The sequence below is a fragment of the Micromonospora noduli genome, from assembly GCF_003264365.1.
Classification (GTDB): Bacteria; Actinomycetota; Actinomycetes; order Mycobacteriales; family Micromonosporaceae; genus Micromonospora; species Micromonospora noduli.
This window is the reverse complement of sequence record NZ_PYAK01000028.1, coordinates 30,943-53,855: the sequence shown is the minus strand read 5'-3', so window position 1 is coordinate 53,855 and position 22,913 is coordinate 30,943. Positions and strand designations below refer to the sequence as shown.

The following is a 22,913-nucleotide window of genomic DNA, read 5'->3' as shown; positions in this document are numbered from 1 at the left end:
GGAGCCACCACCGGGGCGTGCAGCGTCCCGATCAGGCCGGGGCGACGGCGCGCGTACGGCGCATGGTCAGCACGTACTCGACCAGCGAGATCAGCACGTGCTTCGTCGACTCCCGGTTACGGGCGTCGCAGGCCACCACCGGCACGTCGCTCGAGATCGCCAAGGCGTCCCGGACGTCCTGCGGGTCGTGGTACTGCATCCCGTCGAAGCAGTTGATCGCCACCAGGTACGGCAGGCGTCGGTGCTCGAAGAAGTCGATCGCCGCGAAGCAGTCGGCCAGCCGGCGGGTGTCCACCAGCACGACCGCACCGATCGCACCCCGCACCAGTTCGTCCCACATGAACCAGAAACGGGTCTGACCCGGCGTACCGAACAGGTACAAAATCAGGTCACGGTCGATCGAGATCCGGCCGAAGTCCATGGCCACCGTGGTCGTCGTCTTGCCCGGCACCTGCCGGGTGTCGTCGACGCCCACGCCAGCGGAGGTCATGATGGCCTCGGTGGTCAGCGGCGTGATCTCCGAGACCGAGCCGACCAGCGTCGTCTTACCGACGCCGAATCCACCGGCGATAACGATCTTCGCCGACGTCACGCGGCCGCTCGGGTTCGGCGGGCGGTGCGACATGTCAGAGCCTGCGAAGTCCACTCAGCACCCTCTCCAGCAGTTCAGTGCCCACCGCGTCGTCGGAGTCGTCCAAAATGGTCGGCTCGTGGACCGCGACCAGGCCGTCCGTCGCCATGTCGGCGATGAGCACCCGGGCCACACCGAGCGGGAGCTGCATCCGCGCCGCGATCTCCGCGAGCGATTGCACGCGTCCGTCACACAGCGCGGCGATGTACTGGTGTTCGCGGCCCTGGCCACCGTTGCCATTGGCAAGGGCCCGGCCGCGCACCGTCGTCTCGACGAGCGCCTCCAGCGCGATGTCGAGCCGGGGACGGGTGCGACCACGGGTCACGGCGTATGGACGGACCAACGCTCCGGTTGGTTCGTCACGATCGGCCATCTCGCCGCTCACCTCCTTCGCACCCGTTACCGGCTCCCACCGGTGAAACCCGTCGTTGTCGTTTTTGCAGTCGTGCCGACCTCACGATCGGCGAGACGTCAGCCCAGCATGCCCGCAGCCGCACGCGGCTGCGGGGTCAGTGCGTCGCCCACCCGGTCGACCAGCAGCGCCATCTCGTAGCCAACCTGGCCCACGTCGGAGCTGCGAGCTGCCAGCACGGCGAAGGACGAGCCGTCCGAGATGGACATCAGGAACAGGAAGCCATTGTCCATCTCCACGACGGTCTGCAACACCGCGCCTCCCTCGAAGCAGCGTGCTGCCCCCTGGGTCAGGCTGACCAGACCCGATGAGATCGCGGCGAGCTGGTCTGCCCGGTCGCGCGGCAGATCCCGTGACGACGCGAGGAGTAGGCCGTCCGCCGATACGGCGACCGCATGCGCGACGCCGGGCACCCGGTCGGCGAAGTTGGCCAGCAGCCAACCAAGATCCTGCGTAGTTGTCATCCTTCTTGCTCCTTCTGCCCGCTCCCGGCCACCGGGCCTGAGCCAGACTGCGAGGATTGCCCTCCCGGAGTCGCCTCCGGGCTGGTCGGGTTGTCCGAGGTGCTACGCCCTCGCTGCACGCCCCGGTGGTAGGCGGAGAGCAGGCCACGAACCGCCTCCGGGGAGCGCCGCTGGACCGAGGTGGTGGGCTTCTCTACCGCACCGGGTACCAGCTGCGCCATCGGCTTGCGCTTCGGCAGACCGGTCGTGGTGGTCTCGCTCACCGGCGCCGCGCCGGCCGCCGCGGAGGCAGCACGCCAGCCGTCGTCGGCGGCGGTCTGCCAGCCGTTGCTCTGCGGTTGGGGCCGGCGGTTCGGCAGGCTCTCGGCGAGGCTGGGGCGGGTGCCCTCGTTCGCTGTGGAGCCGTTGTCCCGCGGCGCTCCTCCGACCGTCGGAGTGTCTGCCATCGGTGTGTTACCTGTCGTCCCGGGTGGTGTCTTGTGGACTGCCCGACCGGTGGCCTCGACCGTGGCGAACTGCTGGGTCGCGGAGTCGCCGTTCGTCGCTGGCTGGGCACCGGCCGCGGTCTCCTCGGAGCCCGGGCGACGGGTACGGAACCAGGCCGACTCGAGCTCCCGGAAGATCGGCAGCTCCATCGTCTCATCCGCGTACCGCTGACGGTTCTGCGCCTGCGGCTGCTGCGGCGCCGGCCGAGTCTGCGGCGTTGGCCGAGTCTGCGGAGCCGGAGCGGGCGCTGCTGCCGGGGTCGGCGCAGGAGCCGGAGGCTGGGCTGCGGCCGGCTGCTCGCCGGGTCGCGGCACCCGCGGCAGCTCCGTCGTCATGTCGAGCGCGGCGGCGAGCCGCTCGGGCACCGGCGGGGTGGCCGTGTCCCGGTCGCTACCCGGCACTGGCGGCCAGGCCGGCGGCGCCGGGGCGTTGGGTGCCTGCGCGGGCGGGGCGGATCGGGGCGCGAAGCCACTGAACGACTGGCTGGAGACCGGCGGCGCCGAGTACGGCTGGTTCGAGTACGGCTGACCGGACGCCGGCGAGGCCGAGACCGGCGACGCGGACACCGGCGGACCGGCGTACGGCTGCCCGGAGGCCGGAGCGGCGGACACCGGCGCGCCGCCGTACGGCGCACCCGAGTAGGGCTGCCCGGAGTACGGCTGGCCGGAGGCCGGCGAGGCGGAGACCGGCGCACCGGAGTAGGGCTGCGCGGAGACCGGCGGCGCCGAGTACGGGTGCGCCTCGGGGCTGCTCGGCAGCTGACGCGGAATGGACGGCTGCTGGCCGGTGGTCGGGGTCTCGTCCCCGCCCCGGCGCTGCGGCAGCGGGTCGGTGCCCTGGCCGTTGGCCGACCGGGGGGTGAACCCGTCGCCGCCGTTGACGCCGTTCGTCCCGGCCGCGCCGGTCAGATCGGACCACGCCGGCATCGACCGGTACGCGCCACCGTTGGCGGGGGTGCCGGCACCGTTGCGCGTCGCGGGGTCGAACGGGCGACCGCCCAGGGTGACCTGGTTGCCGGACTCGCTCGGGCGAGGGCCGGGGCCGTTGCCCAGCGCGGGCAGCGCGCCGAAGACCGGCGCGGGCCCACCGGACTGCGGACCACCGAACTGGGGAGCACCGGCCGCCGGCAGCGCCGGAGGCTGCTGCACCCGACCGGAGAGGGCCCGAGGCACCAGCACCGAGGTGGGCAGGGTCACGTCGGCGACCGTGCCGCGATCGTTGCCGGGGCGCAGCTCGACACGGACACCGTGCCGGGACGCCAGCCGGGCCACCACGACCAGGCCCATCATCCGGGACACGGCCACGTCGACCTGCGGCGGCGTCGCGAGCCGCTCGTTGAGGTCGTGCAGCTGCTCGGCGCTGATGCCGATACCGCGGTCCTCGACGTACAGCGAGGAGCGGTCGCCGACACGCCGGGCCTCGACCATGACCTGCGAGTCGGGCGGGGAGAACGCGGTGGCGTTGTCGAACAGCTCCGCGACGAGGTGCACCAGGTCGTTGACCGCGTGCGCGGCGACCTCGATGTCGCGGTCGATGACACCGAACTCGATCCGGGTGTAGTGCTCGACCTCGGACTGCGCGGCGCGCAGCACGTCGATGAGGGCGGCCGGCTCACGCTGCACGCGGGTGGAGTCGGCACCGGCGAGCACCAGCAGGTTCTCGTCGTTACGGCGCATCCGGGTGGCCAGGTGGTCGAGCTGGAACAGCTCGGCCAGCCGGTCCGGGTCCTCTTCGCCGCGCTCCAGCCGGTCGAGGTGCCCGATGAGGCGGTCGACCAGGATCTGGGAACGGCGGGCCAGGTTGACGAACATGGTCGCGACGGAGGCGCGCAGTGCCGCCTGCTCGGCGGCCGTGCGGACGGCTTCCAGGTGGACGGCGTTGAACGCCTCGGTCACCTGGCCGAACTCGTCCTTGCTGCGCACCGGCAGTGGTTCGGCGATCTGGTTGGCCAGCTGCACCGGTGAGAGCTGCCCGACTACCTGCGGGTCGCGCAGACGGGCCACGGCCTGTGGCAGGCCGTACTGGGCCACTGAGAGCGCGCCCTGCCGCAGCTCACGCAGTGAGCGGGCCATGGAGCGGGCCACCAGGTAGGCGAAGAGGATCGCCAGCAGCAGCATGCTGAGCAGCAGGCCGGTCTCCAGGAAAACCTGGCGCTGCACGTCCGAGCGGAGGGTGTCGGCCTGGTTGACCACTTCACTGTCGAGCTTCCGCTCGACGGTGCGGATCAGCTTGGCGTTGGCCGTCATGGCGGCTTCCCACTGGTCCGGGCCGAACGGCGCACCGCGCATGTTGCCGGTGGTGTTGCCGTCGATCCAGCCGGTGTAGTTCTGTGCCTGCCGGCGGTCGCCGCCCGCGACGGTCTGGTCGTGGAACTTCGCGTCGTCCGGGGTGGCGACGGCCTTGAAGCTCTGCAGGGCCTGCTGCTGGCCGGTGTCACTGGCGACGTAGTCCCTGCGCAGTGCCGGAGTCAGGCGCTGTCCGCCCTTCACGCCCAGCGCGCGGTGCACCACGACCCGGCGTACGGCGAGGAACTCCTTCTCCCGGGCGACCGCCGCGGCGGCGCGCATCCGGTCGCTGAGTTGGTTGTCACCGGCGAGCTGCGTGGACGAGTCGCGGATGGCGAGCAGGTCACTGATCAGACCCTCGTACGCCTGCACGGTCTCGGTGAGCGCGAGCTTTCCGTTGAACACCTGGCTGCGGACGCCCGACAGGTCCTGCAGGTTCTGGTCGATGCTGTCGAGCAGGCTCTCCAGGCTGCCCGGCAGGTCCTCGATCTCGGTCCGCTGCTGCCGGTAGGGGATCGCATCCTGATCCACCCGGGAGTTCACCCGGTTGTATGCCTCCTGGTACTGCGCCGTCGGCTGCGTCCCGTCCGCGCCCAGCAGCAGCACGGCGGCGGTCCGCTCGTCCTGCAGACTGTCGACCAGGTCACCTGAATAGCTCGACAGATTCGCCAGGTCGCCAGCTCGGTTGGCATTGTTGAGCGTCTCCACGTGGTCGATAAGACCACTGGTGCCCACCACGACCGTGGCGATGGTCGGCACGATCATGATGAGACCGAGCTTGGACCAGATCGGCATGTCCCGGAGCCGGCTGGCCGGCCGGCGCAGCCGCGACAGGAAGGAGCCCGCCGTCTTTGGCCGTTTGCTCACGTCACCGCCCTCGCGATTACAGCTTGAACGCGTTGCCCCGGGCAACGCCCAGCGACCGACCCGGCGGGTCGGACCCCCGAGATTCCATCACGCCGGTCGACAAGAAGAAAGCCCAGGTTGTCCCAGACCGAAGGTGTGATGAGATGTTGATGCGATTTGATAGCAGTCTGTCTGGCCGGAGTAACTGAAGGTAATGGAACATCCGCACCGAGTTGTCCTACTGGCCGGCCCATCGGGGTCCGGAAAGTCGTACATAGCGCAGCAAACCGGGTTGCCGGTGCTGTGCTTGGACGACTTCTACAAAGACGGCGATGACCCTACGTTGCCGAGACGAAACGGCCAGGTGGATTGGGAATCGCCGCACTCCTGGGACGCCCCCAGTGCGGTGGAAATCATTGCCCAACTTGCCCGCGAGGGCCGAGCCGATGTGCCGGTTTATGCGATCGGCGCCGATCGACGGGTGGCCACCCGGCCATTTGATGTCGCCGGATCGCCACTTTTCGTGGCCGAAGGGATCTTCGCCGCCGAGATCGTCGAGGAGTGCCGTCGCCGCGGCCTGCTCGCCGGGGCGTACGCGCTGCGCCGCCCGCGCGGGGCCACCTTCGTGCGCCGGCTGGCCCGCGACCTGTCCGAGCAGCGCAAGGCGCCTCGGGTGCTGTTTCGGCGCGGGGTGGCGCTGCTGCGGGCCGAGCCCGCGGTGCTGCGCCGGCAGATGGGCCTCGGCGCGGAGGCGGCCCGGGCCCGGGAGGTGCTGCGCCGGGTGGCCGGGCTGCTCGCCGGCCACCCACATGGCTGAGCTCAGGCCATCAACTTCGCGTACGCCGGCTTGATCACGTCATCAATGATCCGCAGTCGCTCGTCGAACGGGATGAAGGCGCTCTTCATCGCATTGATGGTGAACCACTGCAGCTCCTTCCAGCCGTAGCCGAACGTCTCCACCAGCAGCGACATCTCCCGCGACATCGAGGTGCCGCTCATCAACCGGTTGTCGGTGTTGACCGTCGCCCGGAAACGCAGGTCCCGCAGCAGGCCGATCGGGTGGTCCGCGATCGAGTCCACCGCACCGGTCTGCACGTTCGACGAGGGGCACAGTTCCAGGGGGATCCGCTTGTCCCGGACGTACGCGGCCAGCCGGCCGAGCGAGCCGTCGGGGGCGATGTCGTCGACGATCCGCACCCCGTGGCCGAGCCGGTCCGCCCCGCACCACTGGATCGCCTGCCAGATCGACGGCAGACCGAACGCCTCGCCGGCGTGGATGGTGAAGTGGAAGTTCTCCCGCTGGAGGTACTCGAAGGCGTCCAGGTGCCGGGTGGGCGGAAAACCCGCCTCGGCGCCGGCGATGTCGAAGCCGACCACCCCGGCATCCCGGTGCCGCACGGCCAGCTCGGCGATCTCCTGGGAACGGGCGGCGTGCCGCATCGCGGTGAGCAGGGTGCCCACCCGGATGGTCAGGCCTGCCTCGACCGCCTGGGCGGTGCCCTCGGCGAAGCCGGCCAGCACCGCCTCGACCACCTCGTCCAGGCTGAGGTCCCGTTCCAGGTGCTGCTCAGGGGCGAAACGCACCTCGGCGTAGACCACACCGTCGGAGGCCAGGTCAAGGGCGCACTCGCGGGCCACCCGACGCAACGCGGGCGCGGTCTGCATGACCGCCACGGTGTGCGCGAACGTCTCGAGGTAGCGCTCCAGGGAACCGGAGTCCGCCGCGTCCGCGAACCAGCGTCCGAGCGCCTCCGGGTCGGTGGTGGGCAGTTCGTGGCCCACCTCGGCGGCCAGGTCGACGATCGTCGCCGGCCTCAGCCCGCCGTCGAGGTGGTCGTGCAGCAGCGCCTTCGGGACCTTGACGATGTCCTCGTACCGGATAGTTGCGACCATGCTCAGACCCTAGTCAGCGGCCTGGGCGGACCGGTACGGGACCGGCCGGGCGTCACGGCCGCCAGCCGTACACCCGGTGCACGTCGAGGCGGATCACGAGCCGTCCGTCGGCAACCATGGCGGCGCGGTAGTCCGCCCAGTCCGGGTGGTCGCCGCGAATCCGGCGGTAGACCTCGACCAGTTCGTCGACCGTCTCGTCGGTGGTGGCCACGGCCGGCTCGCTGAGCGTCACGACCCCCTCCGCCACCGCGTACGCGCCGCCGTCCGGCGTGGTCACGTGGAAGCTGGCCCGGGGATCGCGGCGCAGATTGCGCACCTTCGCCCGGCCTCCAGTGGTGGAGCAGCGGATCAACCCCGGCTCGGCCAGGTAGTCGAGGTTGGACAGCTGGGGCCGCCCGTCCCGGTGCAGGGTGACCAGCACTCCGCGCCCGCGCTGACCGAACAGCTGCCACAGTCGATCGCCCGCAGCGTCGGTCGTCGCACTCGGCCGCCGGAGAAAATTTGTTGACATGTCATCGAAGCTAGAGGCAGATCGATGACATGTCAACGAAAGCGTTAGACTCCACGGATGGACGCACCCCGGTGGCTGGACGAACGGGAGGACCGCGCCTGGCGCGGCTACCGCCGGATGCGTCGACTGCTCGACCTGGAGCTGGCCCGGGAGCTGTCCCAGGACGCCGGCCTCTCCGAGCCGGACTACGACGTGCTGTCCGACCTCTCCGAGACACCCCAGGGGCGCCTGCGCCTCAGCGAGCTGGCGCACAGGATGCTGTGGTCACGTAGCCGGCTCTCCCACCACCTGAGCCGGATGCAGCAGCGTGGCCTGGTGACCCGCGAGGAGTGCGCCGACGATGCCCGCGGCTCGATCGTCGTGCTCACCCCGGCGGGCCGGCAGGCCATCGAGTCCGCCGCCCCCGGTCACGTGGCCGCCGTCCGCCGGCACCTGATCGACCTGCTCACCCCCGCGGAGGTCGACGCCCTCGGCGCGCTCACCCACCGGGTCGTCGACCACCTCGCCGAGCCGGGCCTCCAAGCCACCCGGCCGCAGCCCGCGGCGAAGGCCTGACGTGGACCCCCGCATCCTCGACCGGCTGCGCTGCCCGGTCTGCGGCGAGCCGCTGACCGAGGCGACCGCCGGCACCACCGGTGCGCTGCGCTGCCCGCGCCGGCACAGCTTCGACATCGCCCGGCAGGGGTACGTCAACCTCCTCGCCGGGCGCGCCCCGCACATCGGCGACAGCGCCGAGATGGTCGCCGCCCGGGCGGACTTCCTCGCCGCCGGGCACTACGACCTCATCTCGGCCGCCCTCTCCGACGCCGCGACGGAAGCCGCCGGTCGGCTCCGCGCGTCGCCGACACCCGACTTCGGGGCGTACCCCCTGGTGGTGGATGCCGGCGCCGGTACCGGCCGGCACCTCGGCGCGGTGCTGGCGGCGCTGCCGGACGCCGTGGGCCTGGCCCTGGACGTGTCCAAGCCGGCGCTGCGCCGCGCGGCCCGCGCGCATCCCCGGGCCGCCGCCGCGCTCGCCGACACCTGGCAGCGACTGCCGCTCGCGGACGCCTCGACCGCCGTGCTCCTGAACGTGTTCGCCCCGCGCAACGGCCCGGAGTTCCACCGGGTGCTCGACCCGGCCGGCGCGTTGCTGGTGGTCACGCCCGACACCGACCACCTCGCCGAGTTGGTGGACGTCCTCGACCTGCTGCGGGTGGACCCGGACAAGGCCGACCGGGTGGCCGCCAGCCTGGGCGGGCACTTCACGCCGGTCAGCTCGGCCGCGCACCGGGCCGAGTTGGCATTGACCCGGCCGGAGGTCGCCACCCTGGTCGGGATGGGCCCCAGCGCCTGGCACACCGACCCGGCGGCGCTCGCCACCCGGCTGGCCGCGCTGCCCGAACCGGTCCGGGTCACAGTGGCGGTCCGGCTCGACGTCCTGCGACCTCGCTGACCTCAGGTGGAGAGGTCGACCTCTTCCCAGCCGGGCGGCTCGTCGTGGTACGGCCCGCGCAGGATCACCGCCCACTCCAGCGCCCAACGCCGCTGCCCGATCGCGTTCGCGTCGACCAGGCCCGGTGCCCGCCGGCCGCCGCGCTCGGTCTCCAGGTACGCCCAGTCCAGGCAGTAGTGCAGGTCGAGCAGGGCGGCCGCGTCGGCCGGGTGTTGCGGCGCGGTGAGGATCCGGGAGCGCCAGTGCGGGAAGGTCTCCCCCTCGGCGATGTGCGGCAGCCGCTCGACCAGCCGCTCGTCGACGGCCAGCGTCGGGTCGAGCTGCTTGCTCAGCCCGAGCACCCAGGCCAGCGCGAAGAGCGCGTCGTGGTGCAGCACGAACGACCGGTGGTCCCCCTTGCCGCCCATCACGAACTGCCACTCAGGCGGGGTGACCATGTCGACCAGGTGCGAGCCGAGCAGCCAGCTCATCGCCGCCTGCGGGGGCATCCCGAAACAGCGGGCCAGGATCAGGTGCAGCACCGCGATCCGCGCCTCGATCTCCGCGGTCGGGCGCAGGTCGATCTGGTCACCCGGCTCCCACACGAGGGGAAACTGGGCCGGCGGCAACGGCAGGCCGAGCCGGGACAGCTCGTCCAGGCTCGCCTCGCGCACCTCACGTGGGTCGGGGGCAGCAACGCTCACGGCGGATCTTCCTGTCTGCTCGCGCCGGCGCAAGGCCGGTGGTCCCCCCTTGGCCTGCGACAATAGCGCTCCCAGGTGACCGGCACCACGCCAGGGCGACGTCGAATCGATCAGCCGATGCGTTCGATGACCAACGACGTCGCCGCCGGGGCCGTCGGCGCGATCCGCACCGCGTTGGCGGCCTCGGTCAGCGCTGCCGGAATCCGCGTCGCGTCGTCGGCACGCAGCTCGTAGAGCGGGTCACCGGCCCGCACCTCGTCACCCGGCCGCTTGTGCAACACCACACCGGCCGGCACGCTGACCGGGTCCTCCTTGCGTGCCCGACCCGCGCCGAGCCGCCACGCCGCAACCCCCATGGCGTACGCGTCGACGGCCGCGACGTACCCGTCCCGCTCGGCGCGGACCACCTCCACCTCGGCAGCCGTTGGCATCGGCGCGTCCGGGTCGCCGCCCTGCGCCCGGATCATCGCCCGCCAGGAGTCCATGGCCCGGCCGTCGCGCAGCGCCGCAGCCGGATCGGCGTCCGGCAGACCGGCGGCGTCGAGCATCTCCCGGGCCAGTGCGAGGGTCAGCTCCACCACGTCGGCCGGTCCACCACCGGCCAGCACCTCGACCGACTCGGTCACCTCGACCGCGTTGCCGATCGCCAGGCCGAGCGGGGTGGACATGTCGGTGAGCAGGGCGACCGTCCGCACCCCGTGCGCACCGCCCAGCTCGACCATGGTGCGCGCCAACTCGCGGGCCTGGTCGACGGACTTCATGAAGGCGCCCGAGCCGACCTTGACGTCGAGGACCAGCGCCCCGGTGCCCTCGGCGATCTTCTTGCTCATGATCGAGCTGGCGATCAGCGGGATCGCCTCCACGGTGCCGGTCACGTCGCGCAACGCGTACAGCTTGCGGTCGGCGGGGGCGAGCCCGGCACCGGCCGCGCAGATCACCGCACCGACCTCGTCCAGCTGGGCGATGAACTCGTCGTTGCTCACCGTGGCCCGCCAGCCCGGGATGGACTCCAACTTGTCCAGCGTGCCGCCGGTGTGCCCGAGACCCCGGCCGCTCAGCTGCGGCACGGCCGCGCCACATGCCGCCACCAGCGGGGTGAGCGGCAGAGTGATCTTGTCGCCGACGCCACCGGTGGAGTGCTTGTCGACCGTCGGCCGGCGTACCGCCGACAGGTCCAACCGCTCACCGCTGGCGATCATCGCGGCGGTCCACCGGGCGATCTCCGGCCCGGTCATGCCGTTGAGCAGGATCGCCATGGCCAGCGCGGACATCTGCTCGTCGGCGACGACCCCCCGGGTGTACGCGTCGACCACCCAGTCGATCTGCGCGTCCGACAGCACACCGCCATCCCGCTTCACGCGAATAACGTCAACAGCAGCAAAACCACTACTCATCAGAAGATCTCTTCTAGTCGATTGGCGGCACCGACGCACGGCCGGTTACCACGACGGGGCCGGGGCCGACCGTGCCCGGCGGAGGGATCAAGCCTGACCGCCCGGAGCCGGGCACGGTCGGCCCCGGCCCCGAACAGCAACCACAATCAAGACCAGCGCACCGGGATCTCCGCCGGCGGCTCACCCTCACCGGCCCAGAAGATCGTGCCGGTGGCGTCCACCACGACCACCCGGGGCGTCCGGGCCAGGCCCCAGGTGATCGCCTCGGCCGGGTCGTCCCAGCTCGGCGCCTCCTCCAGCACCCCGGTCTCGGCGCCGGCGTCGTCGCCGGCCGACCGCTCCCAGTACGCCGTCCAGACCTGCTGACCGGCGGACATGTCCGGGTGCACGAAGACGGTGCCGCGCCCGCGCCAGGCGGCGAGCCGCTCCGGGACCACCGGCACCGGTGTCTCCCCGGTGACGGCTTCCAGATCCTCCACGCCGAAGGCGTGCGGCAGCAGCTCGGCCATCCGCAGTGGCCGGGTCTTGCTCTCGATCAGGCACTCCGGCCCGCCGTGCTCCCAGAGCAGCTGCCGGCAGCGGCCACACGGCATCAACGGCTCGCCGGTCGCATCGACGCAGGAGAGCGCGACGAGCCGGCCGCCACCGGTGGCGTGCAGGCTGGACACGACCCCGCACTCGGCGCAGAGCGTCACCCCGTACGCGGCGTTCTCCACGTTGCAGCCGACCACCACACGGCCGTCGTCGACCAGCGCCGCCGCGCCGACCGGAAACGTCGAGTACGGCGCGTACGCGTGCCGCATCGCCTCGATGGCGGCAGCGCGCAACCGTGCCCAGTCAATGTCGGTCATGCCGCCATTCTGCCCAAGCAGCCCAGGTCAGAAGCGGGCAGGGCCGTGTCCACGGGCGGGCGCAGCCGTGCCGGGCGTGAGCCCGACTCATCGGCCGCGCCACCGCAGCGCAAGCAGCGGTCAGTCGTCACCACAGTGGGAGGCAATGCCGAGGATGACGGCTCGGGGTGAAAGGGACGTTCGGCCCTGCATCTTCCGCTCGGGTCAGCCAACCCTGAAGCCGAGGTTGGACACGTGCGACCGAGGGGACATGTGATGGCGAAGTTGGGAAGCTGGCCGTTGTCCGAGGACACTCTTCGTCGGATGTACGCGGGGGGCCGGGGTAACGCTGCGGCCCGCCGTTTCGCCCGACTCTGGGCGGCCGTGTACGGCGCCGGCCTGCACCCGAGGCGGTGGGTGACGCTGGAGGTCGTGGGACGCCGAACCGGTCGGATCACCCGCTTCCCGCTGGGTATGGCCGACTGGCAGGGCGACTGGTATCTGGTCCCGATGCTGGGCGAGAACTGCAACTGGGTCCGAAACGTACGTGCGGCCGACGGCCTGGTGACCATTCGGCACAGGCGTACCCGGCTCTGCCGCCTGGTCGAGGTGCCGGTCGACGAGCGTGCACCGATTCTCAAGCGGTATCTGGCGACGGTCCCCGGAGCCCGGCCGCATCTCCCCGTCGACCGGCACGCGCCCCTGTCCGAGTTTGCGGCAATCGCGGCACAGTACCCCGCGTTCCGTATCGAGACGGCACCCGTGAGATGACTGGCGCGGACCTCGCTGTGCCCGACGGGAGTCCCGCCGGGCACAGCTCGGGTGTCAGCCCTTGATGTACGGCTTGCCGTCGGCGGCCGGTGCCCGGACCCGGCCGACCAGCCCGGCGACCGCCAGGATGGTCGCCAGGTACGGCAGCATGGCCAGGAACTGGCTGGGGATGACGCTGTTGATCGCCCCCAGGTAGGTGGCGAGCTGGTCGGCGAAACCGAAGAAGAGCGCGGCGAGCAGCGCGCCTGTCGGGTTCCACCGGCCGAAGATCAGCGCGGCCAGGGCGATGAAGCCCTTACCGCCGATCATGTTCTTGGTGAACGAGTAGAGCGCCAGCGTGTAGGACGCCCCGCCGATGCCGGCGACCACGCCGGCCAGCAGCACGTTGCGGTAGCGGACCCGCAACACCTTGACGCCGAGCGTGTCTGCGGCGATCGGGTGCTCGCCGACCGAGCGGGTCCGCAGCCCCCACCGGGTGCGGAACAGCCCGATGTGGATCACCAGGACCAGGAGCAGCCCGAGGTAGAGGAAGATGTTGCCGCGGAACAACGCCGGCCCGAGTACCGGGATGTCCTTCAGCAGCGGGATCTCCCAGTTGCTGAAGCGGGGCGCGCTGTTGTACTTCGCGGCGTCGGTCTGCATCAGCCGCTCGTAGAGGAAGCCGGTGACGCCGACGGCCAGCAGGTTCAGCACGATGCCCATGACGACCTGGTCGACCAGGTAGCGGATGGCGAAGACGGCCAGCAGCAGCGAGATGAACGCGCCGCCGATGGCGGCGGCGACCAGGCCCACCCACACGCTGCCGGAGATGCTGCCGAACAGGGCCCCGCTGAACGCGCCCATCAGCAGTTGTCCCTCGATGGCCACGTTGACCACGCCGGACCGCTCGCAGAGCACCCCGGCGAGCGCGCCGAAGATCAGCGGCAGGGCCAGGATGAACGTGCCCCGGATGATGTTGACCAGCGGCATGAAGTTCTGCCCGGTCGGCGCGGCGGAAACCTGCCAGCAGAGGAACGACAGCACGAAGGCGACCAGCCCGACGCCGAGCACGGGAAGGAACCACCGCTTCGGCACCCCGGCGAGCAGCGCCGCGCCGGCGGCGATCGTGATGATCCCGAACAGGATCGCCCCGATCGTGCCGTTGATCTCCAACGCGGCGCCGGCCGCGTCGTCGCTGAGCGTGAACCGGGCCTGCTGGTCGGTGGCGAGCGCGCCGAAGAGCACCGCCGACAGCAGGCCGAGCGCCAGCAGCGTGAGACCGACCTTCCGGCTGCGGGTCCAGAAGCCCTCGTCGACCGGGGCGACCGCGATGTCGGGGACAGCCATGGTGGACATGAGTTACCAGCCCTTCGCCAGGCTCGTCTGCAACCGGGCGGCGCGCGCGGCCCGGAGCTGGAAGATCGCCTTCACCAGGGCCGGTGCGGCGATGAAGATGACGATCAGCGCCTGGAGCACGGTCACCAGCTCCAGCGAGATCCCGGAGTACGACTGCATCCGGTTACCACCGGCCTGCAGCGCACCGAACAACAGCGCGGCCAGCAGCACCCCCCAGGGCTTCACCCGCCCGAGCAGCGCCACCAGGATGCCGTCGAAGCCGATCTGCGCGACCACCAGCGGGGTCAACGCGCTGGCGGTGGAGCCGAGCACCATGTTCGAGCCGCCGAGGCCGGCCAGGATTCCGGCGAAGACCATGATCAGGATGTACGTCCGGGTGACGCTGATGCCCGCGGTCCGGGCGGCGTCCGGGTTGGCGCCGACCGCGCGCAGCTCGAAGCCGAGCGTCGAGCGGTTGAGCAGCCAGGCGACCGCCCAGGTGGCCAGCACGGCGAGCAGGATGCCGGCGTGCACCCGCAGGTTGTCGCCGAGCAATCGGGGCAGCTGGGCGGAGCTGTCCACCCCCTTGCTGATCGCGTCGGTACGGTTCGGGTCCTGCACGCCGTTCTGCACGATCAACCAGGTGAGGAAGTACGTGGCGACGTAGTTGAGCATGATCGTGTTGATCACCTCGTGTGCTCCGGCACGGGCCTTGAGGATGCCGGGGATGAAACCCCAGATCGCTCCGCCCAGCGCGCCGGCCAGCACCGCCACCAGCAGGTGCAGGCCGGGCGGCAGCGGCAGCAGGAAGCCGGCCAGCGCCGCCATGATCACGCCGATGGTGGCCTGGCCCTGGGCGCCGATGTTGAACAGGCCGCCCCGGAAGGCCAGCGCCACCGACAGACCGGTGAAGACCAGCGGCGCCGCGTAGGTCAGCGTCTCCGAGATCGGCGCGAGCACGGCCTGCCAGCCGTTGGCGCCGTTCAACCAGCCGGAGAACGCCTCGGGGTCGAAGATCGAGCCCTTGAACAGGTTCGCGTACGCCTCGCTGACGAGCGTCCAGCTGGAGTTGATCGCGTCGGACGGGCGCGAGGTGATGTACGAGTAGGTGGAGAGCACGTCGGGATCAGAGATGATCATCAGCACCGCGCCGACCACGATCGCCAGCACCAACGACAACAGCGTCACGGTGAAGGTGTTGGCCGCCCAGAGGTTGTCCAGGAACAACCGGCCCAGGCTCGGCCTCGGCTCCGGCTCCGGGCCCGGCTTCGCCACCGAGCGGTCCGGCTCGGTCGCCACCTCGGCGCGTTCGGTGTTGCCGAGCGCGTTCTGCGCGGCCTGCGCCTCGCTCGCCGGCTCCTTGTCCGGGGAGCCCGACTGCGGGTTGGGGTTGGTCATGCCTCGTCCTCGCTCGCGGAACCTGCGTCGCTCGCCGGGCCCCCGTCGGCCGCTGCGGGCTTGTCGACGGCGGTCGCCGCACCGGGCTTGTCGGCGGCGGGTGCTGCGATGGCGTCGTGGGCCGCGTCTGGGCCGATGCCGGCCATCAGCAGGCCGATTTCCTCACGTGGGGTGTCCGGGCCGACGATGCCGATGATCCGGCCGCGGTACATCACCGCGATCCGGTCGGCCAACCCGATCACCTCGTCGAGTTCGCTGGAGACCACCAGAACGGCGGTGCCGATGTCCCGTTCGCGGATGACCTGGCTGTGGATGAACTCGATCGATCCGACGTCGACGCCACGGGTCGGCTGGGCGGCGATGAGGAGCTTCAGCGGCCGGGACAGCTCCCGTGCCACGATCACCTTCTGCTGGTTGCCACCGGAGAGGGTGCCCACCGCCGCGTCGGCCGATGAGGTGCGGACGTCGAACTGCTCAATCCGCTCCTTCGCCGAGGCGGCGATCGCGTCCGGCTTCAGCGCGAGCCCGGCACCGAACGGCGGCCGGTCGTAGATGTCCAGCACCAGGTTCTCCGCGACGCTGAACTCCTTGATCAGGCCGTCCACGCTGCGGTCCTCGGGCACGTAACCGACGCCCGCCCGGAGCACCCTCTTGGGCTTCCAGCCGTTGATCCGGTCACCGGCCAGGCTGATCGTGCCGGCGAGCGCCGGGCGCAGGCCCATGATCGCCTCGATCAGCTCGGTCTGACCGTTGCCCTGTACGCCCGCCACGCCGAGCACCTCGCCCGCGCGCACGGTCAGGTCGACGCCGTCGACAGCGCGGATCTGCCGGTCGTCGTCGACGACCAGCCCGGCCACCTCCAGCACCGGCTCGCCCGGCGTGGCCGGGGTCTTGTCCACTGTGAGCCGGACGTTGCGCCCGACCATCAACGCGGCCAGCTCATCCCGACTGGCCTCCGGCGAGGCGGTGCCGACGGTCTTTCCGCGTCGGATCACTGTGATCCGGTCGGCGATGGCCTTGACCTCGCCGAGCTTGTGGGTGATGAAGACGATCGACTTGCCGGCCGCCTTGAGCGACCGCATGACCGTCAGCAACTCCTCGGTCTCCTGAGGGGTGAGCACCGCGGTCGGCTCATCCAGGATGAGCAGGTCGACATCGCGGGTGAGCGCCTTGACGATCTCGACGCGTTGCTGGATGCCGACCGGCAGGTCCTCGATCACCGCGTCCGGGTCGACCCGCAGGTTGTAGCGCTCGGACACCTCGGTGACCTCGCGCCGGGCCCGCCGCCGGTCCAGGAAGCCGGCGATGCCGCCCCGGATCTGCTCGGCGCCGAGCATGATGTTTTCGGTGACGGTGAAGACCGGCACCAGCATGAAGTGCTGGTGCACCATGCCGATCCCGGCCCCGATCGCGTCGGACGGGCCCTTCAGCTTCAGCGGCTTGCCGTCGACCAGGATCTCGCCCTCGTCGGGCTGGTAGAGCCCGTAGAGCACGTTCATCAGGGTCGACTTGCCCGCGCCGTTCTCGCCGAGGAGGGCGTGAATCTCTCCAGGCTCCACCGTCAGGTCGATGTGATCGTTGGCGACCAGATCACCGAACCGCTTGGTGATGCCGCGCAGTTCGAGTCTCAGCGCAACCTCCTGGAGTGCGAGCGATGGTGCAGCCTAGCTGCCGTGGAACCGACCGGACCGGGCCGGCCGCCGTGGTGCGCGATCGGCCGCTCCGACCCCGCGGGGTATCCGCAGAGCCGGAGCGGCCGATCGGTCGTACCTGTCCCCCGCCGATCCCCCCGATGATCTCACCGGAGCGGCCGGCCGGTTGTCACTTGGTCGGCTGGGCCTTCGAGGTGACGGTGATGGTGCCAGCGGCGATGTCCGCCTTGATCTTGTCGACCTCGGCCTTCAGCTCGGCCGGAACCTTGCTGTCGAAGTCGTGGTACGGGGCGATCGAGACACCGGTGTTGGCCAGGGTGCCGACGAAGCCCGGCTTGGCCTCCAGCTTCTCGCCACCGGCAGCCTTGACCACGGCCTCCTTGACGGCCTCCGGGATGTTCTTGACCACGGTGGTCACGATCGCGGAGCAGTCCGGGGTGCTCTCGCAGCCGTCGACGTCCACCCAGATGGTGCTGTACTTGCCACCCGACGCCTTGGCGGCGGCGGTGGTGCCGAGGCCGGAGCCGCCGGCGACCGGCATGATGATGTCCGCGCCCTGGGCGACCAGCGCGTCGGAGACCTTCTTGCCCTCGTCCTGCTTGTCGAAGGCGTTGGAGAAGGAACCCTTCTGGGTCTCCTTGTTCCAACCCAGGGCCTGGACGTTCTTGCCCTTGGTGGTGTTGAAGTACTTCACACCGTCGACGAAACCGTCCATGAAGATGGTCACCGGCGGGATCGGTACGGCACCGTAGGTGCCGACCTTGCCGCTCTTGCTCATCCCGGCGGCCAGGTAGCCGGCCTGGAACGCGGCCTGGGCGGTGTCGAACTGCATCGGGTAGACGTTGGCGTCACCCGGGTTCGCGTCGACGATGCCGAACTGCTGGTTCGGGTTCGCCTTCGCGATCTTCGAGGTGGCGTCGCCCATCAGGCCACCGACCGCCAGGATGAAGTCGCACTTCTGGTTGACGAACTGCGTCAGGTTCGGCTCGTAGTCGGCCTCGGCCTTCGACGCGACGTACTTGATGTCGATGTTGTCGTTGGCGGCCTTGGCCTCCTGCAGGCCCTTCCAGGCCGAAGCGTTGAACGACTTGTCGTCGATGCCGCCGACGTCGGTCACCATGCAGGCGCTGAACTTCTTGGCGCCACTGCCGGCGTTGTTGTCATCCTTGGGCGCCTCGCCACAAGCGGCGGCGGTGAGCGCGAGCCCACCCACCGCGATGATCGAGGCGATCCGCATCCCACGCACCGAGCGCAAGACGTCTCCTTCCCATTGCACACCGCGCCTTGTGCGGTGGCAGCCCATCAGCCGACCTGCGGGTGTGCCGCCGGCTGTCCCACGTTACGGACGGGAGCGTACGCCCGCGTCCACCCACCGGCCGACAATCGTGCACGACTGTTGAGCGCCTGTTACCCGGGTGTAACCCTTGCGTGGGGCAAGTCACTCTTCGTGCTGGTAAGCAAGCGCCACGGCGTCCGCAACGTCCGTTTTCTGGAGGCGTTTTCCTCCTCGGACGTTACCGCCAAAAGACCGCGACCGCCGCGTTGACCAGGGTCAGACCGACGATCGCGAGGAAATGACCGCGGTTGACCACGTCCCGCTTCCGGGAGAAGAAGACCATGACGAAGATCAGCAGCGCGATCACCAACTTCGTCACAAGTTTTGCCGGTGCCGGCTCGTCGCCGTCGCGCAGCGGCGCGGAGAGGCCGAGCCCGGTCAGCAACTGGATCACCGCGCCCCACAGCATGGCCGGGTTGATCCGCAGCCGACCGCTGGCGTACTGGGCGATCGAGCCACCGAGCAGCAGGGCGAACCCGATCAGATGGACGTAGAGGAGGATGAGTCGGAGTGCTTCCACGCCGCCCATCCTCCCCCATCAACGACACTTTGTAGTAGTGGGGTGGGCCGGTCGGCGCGTCCAGGCCGCCCGGCCACTGTCGACGACCTATCCCTTCACGGCGCCGGAGGTGAGGCCGGAGACGATGTACCGCTGAAGGAACTGGAAGACCAGCACCGTCGGGATCGCGGTCAGCAGGGTGCCGGCCGCGAAGATCCCGAAGTTGGTGTTCCGCTCGCCGCCCTGCAACATGCCCCGCATGCCGACCGCGAGGGTCTTGGCGTCCGTGTCGGTGAGGAAGACGCTCGCCATCAGGAACTCGTTGATGGTGTTGATGAAGGCGAGCAGTCCGGTCACCGCGAGGATCGGCGCCACCAACGGCAGCATGATCCGGAAGAAGACCTGGGCGTGTGAGGCGCCGTCCACGGTGGCCGACTCGTCCAGCTCCCGGGGCAGGGTGTCGAAGAAGCCCTTCATCAGCCAGGTGTTCACGCCCAGCGCGCCACCCAGGTAGAGCAGCAACAGACCCCACGGGGTGTTGAAACCGATCGCCGGCCACAGGTCGGTGATCCTGCCGAAGATCAGGAAGATCGCAACGATCGCCAGAAACTGCGGGAACATCTGGATCAACAACAGTGACAGCAACCCCACCCGTCGCCCCTGGAACCGCATCCGGGAGAAGGCGTACGCCGCGAGCGCGGAGAGGAAGACCGAGGCGAACGCGGCCCCACCGGCGATGAGCAGCGAGTTCAGGAACCAGTCAGCGAACTCGGTGCGCGCGAACAGATTCCCGAAGTTCTCCAACGACACCCCGCCGGTCGGCACCAACTCGGTGGACGACAGGGTGCCGAGCGGATTGAGCGCCGCCGAGACGACGAACACGAGCGGAAAGAGACTGAACAGCACGCCGAAGAGGCCGACCAGGTGCCGCCAGCCGACCTCGGCGAACCATCGCTTCTTACGCTTGCCCGGGTTGCGGTTGACCGCCGCCGGTCCGTTCGCGCCGCGCGTGACGGCGGTGCCGGTGAGCATGGTCATGCGTACACCTCCTCCTGTTGCCGGGTCCGCCGGAAGCTGATCGCCGACACCACCGCGACGATGGCGAAGATGAACAGTGAGATGGCCGCGGCGAAGCCGAACTGTGCGGCCTGCCCGCCGAACGCCAGCCGGTAGGTGTAGGTGATCAGCAGGTCGGTGGCGCCGTTGCTGGGGTTGTCCGCCGGGAACGGCGCACCCTCGGTGGTCAGGTAGATCGCGTTGAAGTTGTTGAAGTTGAACGCGAACGACGAGATCAGCAGCGGCGAGAGCGCGACCAGCAGCAGCGGCAGGGTGACCGCCCGGAACGACTGCCAGCGCGACGCCCCGTCGACCGAGGTGGCCTCTGTCAGCTCCCGTGGGATGGCCTGTAGTGCGCCGGTGGCCACCAGGAACATGTACGGGTAGCCGAGCCAGAGCTGCACCAGGATCACCGCGGCGCGGGCCGACCAGCCCTGCCCGAACCAGTCGACGCTGAGCCCGAACAGATTGTTGATCAGCCCGAAGTCGGTGTTGAACATGTCCCGCCAGACCAGCAGCATCGCGAAGGACGGCATGGCGTACGGCAGGATCAGCAACATCCGGTAGAGGTTGGTGCCCCGCATTCGGGGCGAGTGCAGCGCCAGGGCGATCAACATGCCGAGGATGAACGTGCCGCCGGTGGAGCCGATGGCGAAGGCGAAGTTCCAGATCAGCGTGCCGAGGAACGGCCCGGAGATCCGCTCGTCGGTGAGCACGCGGGTGAAGTTGGACAGCCCGACGTTCACCTTCCAACCCTGGGCCAGCCGCTCGCCGTCGGCGGCGACGAACGCGCCGACCTCGCCGTCCGCGGTCCAGGTCTTGCCGCTGTCGCTGTCCTTGACGCAGTCGCAGCCGGCGTCGTACGCCCGAACGGCCTTGCCCTCGTAGGCCCGGGACAGGCCGGACGAGCGCAGCGCGCCTCCGGCGGTCGGCACCACCAGGTCCGTGATGTCCTTGCTGCGGGCGCTGGCCTGGCCGAAGTTCAGCACCGTGTAGCCGTCGGCCGCGGTGACCTTCCCGCCGGGGCCGACGGTGGCCGCGCCGGGATCGAGCGGGCGCAGGCCTCCGGCGTCGCCGACGGAGACCGTGTCGGTTCCTGGCTTGGTGATCAGGAAGACCAGGGCGCCGGTGGCCGGGTCGCCCTTGGTGGCGACCGACAACGGGTACTGGGGGGACCCCGGGACCTGCTTGACCGACGAGCTCTGGATCGCGACGATCGCGTCGTCCTTGCTGCCGCGGTGGCCGTCGCCGAAGTTGGTGAAGGCCGTGCTCGCGGTGTAGAGCACCGGCACGACCTGGAAGGCGATCAGGAAGAGCGTGCCGGGGATGAGGTACTTCGCCGGGACGTGCCGGCGGCCCAGGTACAGATAGAACAGTGCGGCGCTGGTCAGCACCAGCACCGCCAGCCCGACCCACTTCGCGGCCGCCACGAGCGGGAAGGCCGCCCAGATCGCGATCCCGGCCACCAGGCCGAGCAGGATCACCTTCGCGGCGAGGCCGGCCGCGGTGATCGGCGCGTGGTTCCGCGCGGTACGGGAGGTGCGCGGGGACCCGGTGCGGACGGGCCCCCGGCCCGGGGCCTGCTGGGCAGACTCCGGGCCGGACAGCGGTGTGCTCATTACTTGATCGAACCGGCGATCGTCTTACCGGCCGCGGTAACCGTGCTGGTGGGGTCGGCGCCGCCGATGACGGCGGCCTCGGCCTTGCCGAACGGGTCCCAGATCGCGGCCATGGCCGGGATGGCCGGGAGCACCTGGCCGTTCTTGCCGGCCTCGATGAACTTGGCCAGGTCCGGGTCGCTGCTCTTGACCTGGTCCAGCGCGGCGGTCAGCGCCGGCGGGCGCGGGTCGGCCTGGTAGAGCGCCATGGCCAGGTCCGGCTTGGTGACGTAGTTGGCGACGAACTCCTGGGCGAGAGCCTTGTTCTTGCCCTTGGCCGCCACGTAGAAGGACTGGACGCCCACGAACGGCGCGGCCGCCTTGCCGCCGGCGAAGCCGGGTACGGCGGAGACGTCGTACTTGATGCCGGCCTTCTTCACGTCGGCGGTGGCCCACGGCCCGGAGACCAGGAAGGCGCACTTCTTGCCGGTGAAGGTGGCGGTCGAGTTGGTGTCGGCGATCGAGCGCTTCAGCACGCCCTCGCCCTTCTCGCCGAGCGCGGCGATCTTCTTGAACGCGGCGATCGACTCCGGCTTGCCCACGCCCAGGTCCTTCGGGTCGTAGTCGCCGTTCGCGGTGGTGCCGAAGAGGTAGCCGCCGGCCGAGGTGTACAGCGGGTAGATGTGGTACGCGTCGCCCTTCTGGCCGACCTGGAGGCAGAGCGTCTCGGTGACCTTCTTCTGGGCCTTGAGCTGCTTGCCGGTGGCGACCAGGTCCTCGATCGTCTTCGGTGCCTCGGGGGCCAGTTCGGTGTTGCGGATCAGCGCCAGGTTCTCCTGGGCATAGGGCACGCCGTAGAGCTGGCCGTTGAACGTGACGGCCTTGACGGCGGTCTCGTTGAAGGCGGTCTTCTGCTCGTCGGACAGCTGCACCGGGTCGATGGCACCGTTCTGGACGAGGTTGCCGATCCAGTCGTGCGCGCCGATCACCACGTCCGGGCCGCCGCCCTGGCTCGACACGGTCACGAAGTTGTTCTGGAGATCCTCGTTCGGGACGGCCTGGACCTCGACGGTGACGCCGTTCTCCTGGCCGAACTTCTCGACGAACGGCTTGAGGGCGGCGGTCCGCTTGTCGTCCGCCCAGATCACCAGTTTGCCGCCGGCGGCCTTGGGGGTGTCCTTCGCGGCCGGCTCGTCGCTGTCGCCGCCGCAGCCTGAGGCGGCGAGCGCCAGGGCGAAGAGGGCGACCACACCCGCGGTACGGATGCGCATCGGTACTCCTGTCGTCATGGCGGGTCCGCCGGGGGAAGGGCGGCCCGCCAGTGGAAACCTCTGGAATTTCTTGCCAACCGGCGCATTGATGCTGCGCCGCTGCTCTCGCATGTTGCGGGGACGTTAGCAAGACGTTGCAAGTAATGGA

At 70.1% G+C, this 22,913-nt stretch carries 21 protein-coding genes; 4 read left to right on the top strand and 17 right to left on the bottom strand.

Going from position 1 to position 22,913, the window contains the following annotated elements; translation table 11 throughout:
- Nucleotides 1–31: 31 nt before the first annotated feature.
- The 4 genes from GUI43_RS20840 to GUI43_RS20825 form a co-directional block, all read right to left on the bottom strand.
- Nucleotides 32–625, bottom strand: a complete 594-nt coding sequence (locus GUI43_RS20840) for a GTP-binding protein (protein WP_007455465.1) — start codon at nucleotides 623–625, stop codon at nucleotides 32–34.
- A gap of 1 nt (nucleotide 626) precedes the next feature.
- Complete coding sequence (locus tag GUI43_RS20835; RefSeq protein WP_091397239.1) at nucleotides 627–1,004, bottom strand: DUF742 domain-containing protein; 378 nt, start codon at nucleotides 1,002–1,004, stop codon at nucleotides 627–629.
- A gap of 98 nt (nucleotides 1,005–1,102) precedes the next feature.
- Nucleotides 1,103–1,507: a roadblock/LC7 domain-containing protein gene (locus tag GUI43_RS20830; RefSeq protein WP_030329023.1), complete on the bottom strand. Its 405-nt coding sequence runs from the start codon at nucleotides 1,505–1,507 to the stop codon at nucleotides 1,103–1,105.
- Nucleotides 1,504–5,145, bottom strand: coding sequence for a nitrate- and nitrite sensing domain-containing protein (locus tag GUI43_RS20825; protein WP_112699567.1), 3,642 nt, complete (start codon nucleotides 5,143–5,145; stop codon nucleotides 1,504–1,506). The genes GUI43_RS20830 and GUI43_RS20825 overlap by 4 nt, the downstream gene beginning before the upstream one ends.
- 502 nt (nucleotides 5,146–5,647) lie before the next feature.
- Between GUI43_RS20825 and GUI43_RS34670 the strand changes: the two genes are divergently transcribed.
- The gene (locus GUI43_RS34670) at nucleotides 5,648–5,941 is read left to right on the top strand and encodes a hypothetical protein (protein WP_225855241.1); all 294 of its coding nucleotides are present in this window, start codon (nucleotides 5,648–5,650) and stop codon (nucleotides 5,939–5,941) included.
- A gap of 2 nt (nucleotides 5,942–5,943) precedes the next feature.
- Here GUI43_RS34670 and GUI43_RS20815 read toward each other — a convergent pair whose 3' ends face one another.
- Both GUI43_RS20815 and GUI43_RS20810 read right to left on the bottom strand, forming a co-directional pair.
- A complete protein-coding gene (locus tag GUI43_RS20815; RefSeq protein WP_112581615.1) occupies nucleotides 5,944–7,017 on the bottom strand; it encodes an adenosine deaminase in 1,074 nt (357 codons plus the stop codon).
- Nucleotides 7,018–7,069: 52 nt separating this feature from the next.
- Nucleotides 7,070–7,528, bottom strand: coding sequence for a PPOX class F420-dependent oxidoreductase (locus GUI43_RS20810; protein ID WP_112581616.1), 459 nt, complete (start codon nucleotides 7,526–7,528; stop codon nucleotides 7,070–7,072).
- Nucleotides 7,529–7,585: 57 nt separating this feature from the next.
- On the opposite strand from GUI43_RS20810, the gene GUI43_RS20805 reads away from it, so the two are divergent.
- Together GUI43_RS20805 and GUI43_RS20800 are read left to right on the top strand one after the other, a co-directional pair.
- On the top strand, nucleotides 7,586–8,083 hold the full coding sequence (locus tag GUI43_RS20805; RefSeq protein WP_112581617.1) for a MarR family winged helix-turn-helix transcriptional regulator: 498 nt from the start codon (nucleotides 7,586–7,588) through the stop codon (nucleotides 8,081–8,083).
- A gap of 1 nt (nucleotide 8,084) precedes the next feature.
- Nucleotides 8,085–8,963, top strand: a complete 879-nt coding sequence (locus GUI43_RS20800) for a putative RNA methyltransferase (RefSeq protein WP_112699566.1) — start codon at nucleotides 8,085–8,087, stop codon at nucleotides 8,961–8,963.
- 2 nt (nucleotides 8,964–8,965) lie between these two features.
- Here GUI43_RS20800 and GUI43_RS20795 read toward each other — a convergent pair whose 3' ends face one another.
- From GUI43_RS20795 to GUI43_RS20785, 3 genes are all read right to left on the bottom strand, one after another.
- The gene (locus GUI43_RS20795) at nucleotides 8,966–9,646 is read right to left on the bottom strand and encodes a DUF4272 domain-containing protein (protein ID WP_112581619.1); all 681 of its coding nucleotides are present in this window, start codon (nucleotides 9,644–9,646) and stop codon (nucleotides 8,966–8,968) included.
- 110 nt (nucleotides 9,647–9,756) lie between these two features.
- A complete protein-coding gene (locus GUI43_RS20790) occupies nucleotides 9,757–11,040 on the bottom strand; it encodes a thymidine phosphorylase (RefSeq protein ID WP_112581620.1) in 1,284 nt (427 codons plus the stop codon).
- A 146-nt stretch (nucleotides 11,041–11,186) separates the two neighbouring features.
- Nucleotides 11,187–11,891, bottom strand: a complete 705-nt coding sequence (locus tag GUI43_RS20785) for a cytidine deaminase (protein WP_091394566.1) — start codon at nucleotides 11,889–11,891, stop codon at nucleotides 11,187–11,189.
- Between the two features lie 396 nt (nucleotides 11,892–12,287).
- Between GUI43_RS20785 and GUI43_RS20780 the strand changes: the two genes are divergently transcribed.
- The gene (locus GUI43_RS20780) at nucleotides 12,288–12,641 is read left to right on the top strand and encodes a nitroreductase/quinone reductase family protein (protein ID WP_249037801.1); all 354 of its coding nucleotides are present in this window, start codon (nucleotides 12,288–12,290) and stop codon (nucleotides 12,639–12,641) included.
- Between the two features lie 54 nt (nucleotides 12,642–12,695).
- On the opposite strand, the gene GUI43_RS20775 is transcribed toward GUI43_RS20780, so the two are convergent.
- From GUI43_RS20775 to GUI43_RS20740, 8 genes are all read right to left on the bottom strand, one after another.
- Nucleotides 12,696–13,976 (bottom strand): ABC transporter permease, encoded by a 1,281-nt coding sequence (locus GUI43_RS20775; protein ID WP_112581622.1) that lies wholly within the window; start codon nucleotides 13,974–13,976, stop codon nucleotides 12,696–12,698.
- Between the two features lie 3 nt (nucleotides 13,977–13,979).
- Nucleotides 13,980–15,353 carry an ABC transporter permease gene (locus GUI43_RS20770; protein ID WP_112699565.1) on the bottom strand — a complete coding sequence of 458 codons (1,374 nt, stop codon included), beginning with the start codon at nucleotides 15,351–15,353 and terminating at the stop codon, nucleotides 13,980–13,982.
- A complete protein-coding gene (locus GUI43_RS20765) occupies nucleotides 15,350–16,924 on the bottom strand; it encodes an ABC transporter ATP-binding protein (protein WP_346265200.1) in 1,575 nt (524 codons plus the stop codon). Before GUI43_RS20765 ends, GUI43_RS20770 begins: the two co-directional genes overlap by 4 nt.
- A 250-nt stretch (nucleotides 16,925–17,174) precedes the next feature.
- Nucleotides 17,175–18,242, bottom strand: coding sequence for a BMP family lipoprotein (locus tag GUI43_RS20760; protein WP_112699563.1), 1,068 nt, complete (start codon nucleotides 18,240–18,242; stop codon nucleotides 17,175–17,177).
- Between the two features lie 277 nt (nucleotides 18,243–18,519).
- Nucleotides 18,520–18,861 carry a hypothetical protein gene (locus GUI43_RS20755; RefSeq protein WP_091397247.1) on the bottom strand — a complete coding sequence of 114 codons (342 nt, stop codon included), beginning with the start codon at nucleotides 18,859–18,861 and terminating at the stop codon, nucleotides 18,520–18,522.
- 87 nt (nucleotides 18,862–18,948) lie between these two features.
- Entirely contained in the window at nucleotides 18,949–19,878 is a 930-nt protein-coding gene (locus GUI43_RS20750; RefSeq protein WP_112699562.1) for a sugar ABC transporter permease, read from the bottom strand.
- Nucleotides 19,875–21,515 (bottom strand): ABC transporter permease subunit, encoded by a 1,641-nt coding sequence (locus GUI43_RS20745; protein ID WP_112699561.1) that lies wholly within the window; start codon nucleotides 21,513–21,515, stop codon nucleotides 19,875–19,877. The genes GUI43_RS20750 and GUI43_RS20745 overlap by 4 nt, the downstream gene beginning before the upstream one ends.
- Complete coding sequence (locus GUI43_RS20740) at nucleotides 21,515–22,765, bottom strand: sugar ABC transporter substrate-binding protein (protein WP_112699560.1); 1,251 nt, start codon at nucleotides 22,763–22,765, stop codon at nucleotides 21,515–21,517. Before GUI43_RS20740 ends, GUI43_RS20745 begins: the two co-directional genes overlap by 1 nt.
- Nucleotides 22,766–22,913 lie beyond the last annotated feature (148 nt).

Bases quoted from the DNA above. Each gene is read 5' to 3' on its own strand.
- GUI43_RS20840 (WP_007455465.1), bottom strand. From the start codon at position 625: ATGTCGCACCGCCCGCCGAACCCGAGCGGCCGCGTGACGTCGGCGAAG.
- GUI43_RS20835 (WP_091397239.1), bottom strand. From the start codon at position 1,004: ATGGCCGATCGTGACGAACCAACCGGAGCGTTGGTCCGTCCATACGCC.
- GUI43_RS20830 (WP_030329023.1), bottom strand. From the start codon at position 1,507: ATGACAACTACGCAGGATCTTGGTTGGCTGCTGGCCAACTTCGCCGAC.
- GUI43_RS20815 (WP_112581615.1), bottom strand. From the start codon at position 7,017: ATGGTCGCAACTATCCGGTACGAGGACATCGTCAAGGTCCCGAAGGCG.
- GUI43_RS20810 (WP_112581616.1), bottom strand. From the start codon at position 7,528: ATGTCAACAAATTTTCTCCGGCGGCCGAGTGCGACGACCGACGCTGCG.
- GUI43_RS20805 (WP_112581617.1), top strand. From the start codon at position 7,586: ATGGACGCACCCCGGTGGCTGGACGAACGGGAGGACCGCGCCTGGCGC.
- GUI43_RS20790 (WP_112581620.1), bottom strand. From the start codon at position 11,040: ATGAGTAGTGGTTTTGCTGCTGTTGACGTTATTCGCGTGAAGCGGGAT.
- GUI43_RS20785 (WP_091394566.1), bottom strand. From the start codon at position 11,891: ATGACCGACATTGACTGGGCACGGTTGCGCGCTGCCGCCATCGAGGCG.
- GUI43_RS20775 (WP_112581622.1), bottom strand. From the start codon at position 13,976: ATGTCCACCATGGCTGTCCCCGACATCGCGGTCGCCCCGGTCGACGAG.
- GUI43_RS20770 (WP_112699565.1), bottom strand. From the start codon at position 15,353: ATGACCAACCCCAACCCGCAGTCGGGCTCCCCGGACAAGGAGCCGGCG.
- GUI43_RS20760 (WP_112699563.1), bottom strand. From the start codon at position 18,242: ATGCGGATCGCCTCGATCATCGCGGTGGGTGGGCTCGCGCTCACCGCC.
- GUI43_RS20750 (WP_112699562.1), bottom strand. From the start codon at position 19,878: ATGACCATGCTCACCGGCACCGCCGTCACGCGCGGCGCGAACGGACCG.
- GUI43_RS20745 (WP_112699561.1), bottom strand. From the start codon at position 21,515: ATGAGCACACCGCTGTCCGGCCCGGAGTCTGCCCAGCAGGCCCCGGGC.
- GUI43_RS20740 (WP_112699560.1), bottom strand. From the start codon at position 22,765: ATGCGCATCCGTACCGCGGGTGTGGTCGCCCTCTTCGCCCTGGCGCTC.